The organism is Anaerotruncus sp. G3(2012), assembly GCF_000403395.2.
Lineage (GTDB): Bacteria > Bacillota > Clostridia > Oscillospirales > Ruminococcaceae > Anaerotruncus.
This window is the reverse complement of sequence record NZ_KE159662.1, coordinates 1-7436: the sequence shown is the minus strand read 5'-3', so window position 1 is coordinate 7436 and position 7436 is coordinate 1. Positions and strand designations below refer to the sequence as shown.

Annotated in this window: 6 protein-coding genes and 3 pseudogenes; 3 read left to right on the top strand and 6 right to left on the bottom strand. The window is 53.5% G+C overall.

All coding sequences use genetic code 11. The annotated features are described in order from the left end of the window. Positions 1–32 precede the first annotated feature (32 nt). Positions 33–1010, bottom strand: a complete 978-nt coding sequence (gene bsh / locus C814_RS11420) for a choloylglycine hydrolase (RefSeq protein ID WP_016317991.1) — start codon at positions 1008–1010, stop codon at positions 33–35. A gap of 343 nt (positions 1011–1353) precedes the next feature. Here bsh and C814_RS11415 point away from each other — a divergent pair, with 343 nt between their 5' ends. Together C814_RS11415 and C814_RS11410 are read left to right on the top strand one after the other, a co-directional pair. After that, positions 1354–1902, top strand: a complete 549-nt coding sequence (locus tag C814_RS11415; protein WP_016317990.1) for an NADH peroxidase — start codon at positions 1354–1356, stop codon at positions 1900–1902. Between the two features lie 3 nt (positions 1903–1905). Continuing rightward, entirely contained in the window at positions 1906–2109 is a 204-nt protein-coding gene (locus C814_RS11410; protein ID WP_016317989.1) for a hypothetical protein, read from the top strand. Positions 2110–2204: 95 nt separating this feature from the next. Here the strand turns inward: C814_RS11410 and C814_RS11405 are convergent, their stop codons facing one another. The 5 genes and pseudogenes from C814_RS11405 to C814_RS24505 all read right to left on the bottom strand — a co-directional run. Beyond that, positions 2205–3734, bottom strand: a complete 1530-nt coding sequence (locus C814_RS11405) for a YifB family Mg chelatase-like AAA ATPase (protein ID WP_016317988.1) — start codon at positions 3732–3734, stop codon at positions 2205–2207. Between the two features lie 91 nt (positions 3735–3825). Beyond that, complete coding sequence (locus C814_RS11400) at positions 3826–4398, bottom strand: manganese efflux pump MntP (RefSeq protein ID WP_016317987.1); 573 nt, start codon at positions 4396–4398, stop codon at positions 3826–3828. Positions 4399–4676: 278 nt separating this feature from the next. After that, positions 4677–5730 (bottom strand): annotated as a pseudogene (locus C814_RS22895) (recombinase family protein). A 144-nt stretch (positions 5731–5874) separates the two neighbouring features. Further along, a pseudogene (locus tag C814_RS24510) lies at positions 5875–5955 on the bottom strand (hypothetical protein); the annotation flags it as partial. A gap of 86 nt (positions 5956–6041) precedes the next feature. Next, positions 6042–6437 (bottom strand): annotated as a pseudogene (locus C814_RS24505) (recombinase family protein); the annotation flags it as partial. A gap of 296 nt (positions 6438–6733) precedes the next feature. On the opposite strand from C814_RS24505, the gene C814_RS11385 reads away from it, so the two are divergent. Further along, positions 6734–7436 (top strand): ParA family protein (locus C814_RS11385; RefSeq protein WP_016317983.1); only part of this gene is annotated, 703 nt, incomplete at its 3' end.

Below are 7436 nucleotides of genomic sequence, written 5' to 3'. Positions count from 1 at the left end.
AACCGGGGATGCCCGCAACTGAAATGGACCGGTCAGTTGCCCCACGCAATCTGCTGCGTTTGTTGCAGCGGGTATTCGATCAGGTCCGAACGGCTGAGATTTTCACGGTCCAGGCGGATCGCTGTAATCTGACAGTTGGAATAGGTGGTGTAGTAGTAGATCTTCCTGTCGGCGTTGATGCAGCAGGAATAGGAGGTCAGTTCATATTTGTCCCCTGGCATAACCACCCCTCCGCGCACCATCGAAACGGTAGACAACAGATGAAACATCTGCGAAATGCTGCTGTCTTCATCCTTATCACAGATCGAATTGAGCAGCAGATAGGACACCTTTACAAAACGGGAAGCCGGAGAAAAATCGCCCGGAAGCCCGATGCTGCCGAATCCGCATCCAAATGGCTCCAACCCCAGTTTTTGGTTGAAGCAGTTGTTCGGCTGTCCGGGAATCAGGTTCATATATTGGCAAAGGTTCTCCATCTGGAAATGAAAGGGGGGATTGTTGGTCATAACCCCGACCGGGTTTTCATAGATGCTGGTTCCCCCTTTGGTCGATTCCAGTACGATCGACCCGGTTACATCGGCAATATGCCAGTGCAGCGGGACCAGCGGGATCTGCCCGCTGAACGGTATCGCGACGATGTGGGTTTCCTCCAGCAGTTCCCGCGCGTCTGCCAGCGAGGCGCATCTGCCGAGCAGCCAGGGGATCAGTTCAAACGGAGAGATATTGCTTTTTCGGGGGTCCATTTCCTCCGAATAGTAGGCATTTCCCGGAAAGTTCAATCCCGCCACACAAAGCCCTTTTTCATTTACCCCTTCCGCGTAGAGCGGGTAGCCTCCGGATATGGTTGCCGAACCCATGAACGCATAGTGCTCCTTCATATATCCAGCCCTGCGGAACAGGAAAGGAAAATTTCTGGGCGTAATCACCACCCGCTCCCCAAAATTGTATTCAATATCCATGTTGCGCCCGAAATAAAAATCGCTGGTTTTCATCGCGATGCTGGTACACATAATAGGCCTATCCCCCTGTTCATCTGAATCTTCATTCTTCATATTAGTATATCCAGCATATGGGGTTTGTATGTTTTTTACATAACGCTGCCGCTCTGACAGAAAGAATTCAAAAGGAAATTACAGGATGCTTGCACTCTTCGCGGCAGCATGTTATAATAGCGACAAAGCAGCTGTTGTACCGGGAAATCCTGCTGTCAGGGTACCTGGCAGCAGCGGTATTATTTTTAGAAAACTGCGTCAAAAAGGCTTGACTTAACTATACGTTTGTGGTATATTTGTATCAAGATAAAAACAGTAATCATTTTTGAAATGAAATAAAATTCTTAGGAGGATGTTTCAAATGAAAAAGTTTGTTTGCACCATTTGCGGATACGTTCACGAAGGAGATTCTGCACCGGAGTTCTGCCCGCAGTGCAAGGCGCCTGCGTCCAAATTTGAGGAGCAGAAGGGCAATTCGATGGTCTGGGCGGATGAGCACAGAATCGGTGTTGCGGCTGGCGTCGATGCAGAGATCATTGAGGGCCTGCGCATGAACTTTACCGGTGAGTGCACCGAGGTTGGCATGTATCTGGCAATGGCGCGTCAGGCGCATCGTGAAGGGTATCCGGAGATCGGTCTCTATTATGAGAAAGCCGCCTATGAAGAGGCAGAGCATGCTGCGAAATTCGCGGAGCTGCTGGGTGAGTGTGTCAATGCTGACACCAAAAAGAACCTCGAACTGCGTGTTGCCGCTGAGAACGGCGCTTGCGACGGCAAGAAGAAACTGGCTGCCCGCGCGAAAGAGCTGGGTCTGGATGCAATCCATGACACTGTTCATGAGATGGCAAAGGATGAGGCGCGTCATGGCTGCGCATTCAACGGCCTGCTGAACAGATATTTTGGGAAGTAAGCCATGGATATTAAAAAGAGTATAGAAGAGCTGGTTGATAAAATTAAGAACGACAAGGAGCTGCGGGACAATTTTACAAAAGACCCTGTAGCCACAGTGGAAAAGCTTCTGGGAGTTGACCTTCCGGAAGAGCAGATCAACCAGATTGTCGATGCGATCAAGGCTAAGATCAGTTTAGATAAAATCAGCAGTTTCTTTCAAAAATAACATGTTTTTTAAAGGCGGAGCAGTTGCTCCGCCTTTTTCTATTCAGCGTGTCCTGTCGCTGTTTCGCAGTCGCACAGAGATAGACAACTGTTTTTTCATCGGTGCCGGTTCCAGTATTTGCGATCCAGGCTGCGGTACTGCACCGCTTCATTCAGATGTTCCAGCTCAATCTGCCCGCTGCTGTCCAGATCGGCGATCGTGCGCGATACCTTCAAAATTCGGTCATAGGCGCGTCCGGAAAGGCTCAGCCGGTCGAACAGCTTGCGAAGCAGCGCATCCGCATCTGGGGAAAGCGGGCAGAATCGGGGGAGCATAGGGGGCGGGATTTCCGCATTGCAGGGGATGCCCAACCCGCCGAACCGGCGGTCCTGTATCCCTCTGGCGTTGGTGACACGCGCCCGGATCTCTGCGGAGGTTTCCTCCTGCCGTCTGCTCGAAAGCAGGTCATATCCGACCGGCAGGACCTCGACATGCAGGTCGATCCGGTCGAGCAGAGGCCCGGAAACCCGATCCAGATACCGCTCGATTCGGGCTTCCGGACAGGTACAACTGCGGGTAGGGTGTCCGAAATATCCACAGGGGCAGGGATTCATCGCCGCAACCAATGTAAACCGGCTGGGATAGCTGAGCCGGGCCTGTGCTCGCGAAAGGGTGAGTGTCCCATCCTCAAGCGGCTGGCGGAGCGCTTCCAGCACCGGACGCTGGAATTCAGGCAATTCGTCAAGGAATAGCACCCCATTATGTGCGAGGGAGAGTTCCCCCGGACGCGGGATCGAACCACCCCCACACATCCCAGCAGTGGAAACTGTATGGTGCGGCGCGCGGAACGGACGGTTCCGAATCAACGGGACGCCTGGCGGGAGCAATCCCGCTGCCGAGTAGATTTTGGTGGTTTCGACCGCTTCTTCTGGGTGCATCTCGGGGAGGATTGAGGGCAGACGCTTGGCGAGCATACTTTTTCCGGTGCCGGGTGCACCGATCATCAAAACGTTGTGACCGCCCGCCGCCGCAATTTCCAGGGCTCGCTTGGCAACCTGCTGTCCCTTCACATCACTGAAATCGGCCAGCGGTGGGCCTGCGGCCTCCTCAAAAGCGCAATCGGAAACTGGGAGCAGCGTTGTTTCCTTCCGAAGGAAACAAACAAGCTCACCAATCCCCGCAACCGGGTAGACTGTCATTCCCTGTACCGCGGATGCTTCAGCAGCGTTGCCGGCGGGGATGAAGGCAGACGAAATTCCCAGCCCTGCCGCACCGAGCAGCATAGGGAGCACCCCATCTACCGACCGCACTTCCCCTGACAGGGACAGTTCCCCAAGAAAAATCGCATTCTGCGGTTCCGGGAGAATGCCCTGTGCGCTCAAGAGGCCGATCAGGATCGGCAGGTCATAGAGTGAGCCAACCTTCCTGACGCCTGCAGGGGCAAGATTGACAACGATCCGCCCGTCAGGGAATGGATAGCCACTGTGCAGCAAGGCGGAACGCACCCGGTCGCGGGACTCCCGGACCGCTGCATCCGGCAGTCCGACGATGTCAAAACCGGGCATCGCCTGGGAGACGCTTACCTCTGCGGTGACAGCGAACGGCTCGATTCCGGTCAGACCAAGGCTGCGGATGGTAGCAAGCATGTGAACCCCCTCCATTTTTTATCTGAACCCACCACAGACGCCGTTTCCCGCCCCAAAAATCCTCATCTGAAATGGGAAGAAAAACAGATTTTCAGACACCCATCGTGTGCTCAAAGCAGATTTTCAGACCAATGCCAATCAGGATGATCCCACCGAATATCTCGGCGCGATGCCCGAGCAGCCTTCCAAACCGGGAACCGATCCCTGCTCCCACCAGACAGCAAAACAGGGTGACCACCCCGATAAATCCCGCAGCGGTCAGGATATTGACCCGCATCACCGCAAAACTGATCCCGATAGCAAGGGCGTCGATACTGGTGGCGACCGCCTGCACCAGCAGGATACGCAAGGTAAAACTGCGAGGGACAATCTGCCCCTTGGGGGAACGCAGATCGTGCAGTCCGTCGAACACCATCTTCCCGCCGATTGCCGCGAGCAGTCCGAGCGCGATCCAATGGTCAAATGCGCTGATCGCATCGCTGAAGGTGCGTCCGGCAAAATAGCCTGTGACCGGCATCAGCGCCTGAAACAGCCCGAACGCGGCGGCGGCCTCTATCGCCTGCCTGCGGCCGAATCCCCGGTAGGCAAGCCCGTTGGAGAGGGAAACGGCAAACGCATCCATCGAAAGTCCGATGGCAATCAAAAAAAGTGAGAGCAGATCCATATACGAAAAGTCCTTTCCGGAGCATCCGGTACCATCGGATGTTCTATAATGACAGCAGGCGCCGGAGCAGAAAAAATTGCCGCAAAACCACGCCATGACAGGCTGCAAGCGGCAGCACCGTTATCCTGCGGATATTATAGCATATTTGCCTCCCGTTCGTACAGAACTATCTTTTTTCATGTATGAAAATCTGACAAGCGAAATCTGGCGAAAATGATAAAAATGGCAGAAAACAAGAAAGAAAAAACATAGAGATAACAAGAAGCCGTTCAAATGCGCTAATTAGCGTGATTGAACGGCTTTTCGTTTTTTAAATTGTGGCGGGCCACATTATCTATTATCCGAACGCGAGCCGCCTTGTTTTCGCTGCGATCAGCAGCCTCTGGACCGCTTTCCGCTACCTGCCGCCTGTCGTTAAAATCAATCGTGTCCCAGTTCTCCAGGTGGGCAGATAGAGTCTCGATTTTTTGTGGGGAGATTGTTTCAGCGTTCAGCGCCGCAATCTCCTTTATCAGCCGTTGACGGTTGGCATCCAGCTCCTCAATTTTGCCGTTGGCATAGGACAACAAAACTGCATTGGCCCCGGCCAGAGTATTCAGCAGTTTTTCAATTTCGTCCTCTACCTGGGCAAGCTCCACGTTTAAAGCAGTCAGCTTGGGCGTAAATCGGATTGCGGAGCCGTTGAGAGATAAAACCTCGTTTTAATTCTTTGCCGTAAATCAAGATATTGTTTTCAGCAAAGTACCGGGCAATATCCCCGAACGACGTGGACGGCTCGGCGTACATCTCGAACATCAACCGAGCGATATTCGCCGTGTCTGGGTCCGGGATCATCATTTTCGTCCGTATGCCCCGGATAGTGGTGGGCTCCAGCTTGAAGCCATAGGGGGCCGCGCCGCTCATGTGGAAGCCCCGTTGACACCGGGAATAGTAAGCGTCCGTTACCCGCTTCTGGATTGCCTCTCGCTCCAGTTGTGCAAATACAATGCAGATATTCAGCACAGCCCGGCCCATGGGTGTGGAGGTATCAAACTTTTCCGTAGAGGAAACGAACTCCACATTGTATTGCTGGAACAGTTCCATCATGGTTGCGAAGTCCAAAATAGAACGGCTGATACGATCCAGCTCGTAAACCACCACCCGGCGGATTAAGCCCTGCCTAATATCGGCTAAAAGCTCCTGGAATTTGGGCCTGTCCGTATTCTTCCCGGAGTAATCCCTATCTTGATAATCCTTGTGGTTCCCACCTCTTAACTCATAGAAGCTGTATTCGTAAATTCTCTTGAAGATTACATCCAACTCCGCGATGCGCTTTTCAGACTGTGCCAGCACATCCTTTTTCTGTGCCAGCAGGCTCCGTTCCGCCGCCCGCTGGATAAAGTCGTCCTCATACTGCGTCACATAGGAGATCGCTTCCCGCAGGTTCCGCAGTACGATTTCTTCCAGCATTACACGGCGGATGGAGTGCGTCTTGCACAGGGTACGGTCTTTCCGATAGGCGGAGCAGATGTAATACTCCTGTTCCGGCTTGAAGTGGTTGGCCCGGCATAGGTACATCTTGCCGTCGCAATCAGCGCAGTATACCAGTCCGGAAAACATACCCATGTCCCCATCTTGGTCGGGCGGCGTCTGGCCTGCCGGATGTTCTGCAAGCCCAGGAACACGCTTTTCCCGATAATCGGCTCTTGGGTGTTCTCGAAGATCACCCACTCGGACGGGTTATTCCAGACCTTTTTCTTGCTCTTGAACGATGGTTTGCTGGCCTTTAAATTGACCGTATGGCCCAGGTACTCGATACGCTCCAAAATGAGGGAAACAGTTTCGTTTGTCCATTTGTAGGGATTAGCTGTGGGAGCGTTGCAGACCAGCAAACCCTTTTCGTGGGCGTAGTCCGTGGGGTTCGGGACGTTGTTCTGTTGCAGCCACTTGGCGATCTGCGTCGGCCCCAAGCCATCCACGCACAGGGAGAAACTCTTTTGCACGATAGCCGCCGCTTCCTCGTCCACAATCCAGTGTTTCTTGTCCTCCGGGTCTTTCATGTACCCATAGGGCGGGATGATGCAAAGGTGTTCGCCAGAGCGCCCCTTGGATTGCCAGGTTGCCTTGATTTTTTTGCTGGCGTCCTTGGCGAACATCTCATTGAACACAGGTTATTGGGGAAAGGGAAAGCAAACAGGCAAAAACCCAGTATTCATGCGGGTTTGCGGCGAGATGGCTCTCAAAAGCTAACCTCACAAAAGACAGATCATTGCACAATCACATATCGTTTCTAAGGGAGAATGTTGATTCCGGTCACATTCTCCCTTTTTTCATACCAAGAAATGAGGTGATTATCTTGAACACGCAAATCATCGCCATCGCAAACCAGAAAGGCGGTGTGGGCAAGACCACAACCTGTGCCAACTTAGGGATTGGGCTGGCACAGGCGGGAAAGAAAGTGCTGCTCATTGACGGGGACCCGCAAGGGAGCCTGACCATCAGCCTGGGCAATCCCCAGCCGGATAAGCTGCCCTTTACCCTCTCTGACGCAATGGGCCGCATCCTGACCGATCAGCCGGTTCGCCCCGGCGAGGGGATTCTTCGCCACCCGGAGGGCGTGGATCTGATGCCAGCGGATATTCAGCTGTCTGGCATGGAGGTATCGCTGGTAAACGCTATGAGCCGGGAAACGATTCTGCGGCAGTACCTGGACAGTGTAAAGGGGCAGTATTCCCATATCCTCATAGACTGCCAGCCCTCCCTGGGTATGCTCACCGTCAACGCCCTGGCCGCTGCCAACAGGATTATAATTCCCGTCCAGGCGGAGTACCTGCCCGCCAAAGGGCTGGAACAGCTGCTCTCTACGGTGAACAAGGTCAAGCGGCAGATCAACCCGAAACTGCAAATAGACGGTATTCTGCTGACAATGGTGGACAACCGCACTAACTTCGCCAAAGAGATTGCCGCCCTGCTGCGGGAAACCTACGGCAGTAAAATCAAGGTGTTCGGAACCGAGATTCCCCATTCTGTCCGGGCAAAGGAAATCAGCGCAGAGGGCA

Coding starts and splice junctions, on each gene's coding strand:
- bsh (WP_016317991.1), bottom strand. CDS start 1,010: ATGTGTACCAGCATCGCGATGAAAACCAGCGATTTTTATTTCGGGCGC.
- C814_RS11415 (WP_016317990.1), top strand. CDS start 1,354: ATGAAAAAGTTTGTTTGCACCATTTGCGGATACGTTCACGAAGGAGAT.
- C814_RS11410 (WP_016317989.1), top strand. CDS start 1,906: ATGGATATTAAAAAGAGTATAGAAGAGCTGGTTGATAAAATTAAGAAC.
- C814_RS11405 (WP_016317988.1), bottom strand. CDS start 3,734: ATGCTTGCTACCATCCGCAGCCTTGGTCTGACCGGAATCGAGCCGTTC.
- C814_RS11400 (WP_016317987.1), bottom strand. CDS start 4,398: ATGGATCTGCTCTCACTTTTTTTGATTGCCATCGGACTTTCGATGGAT.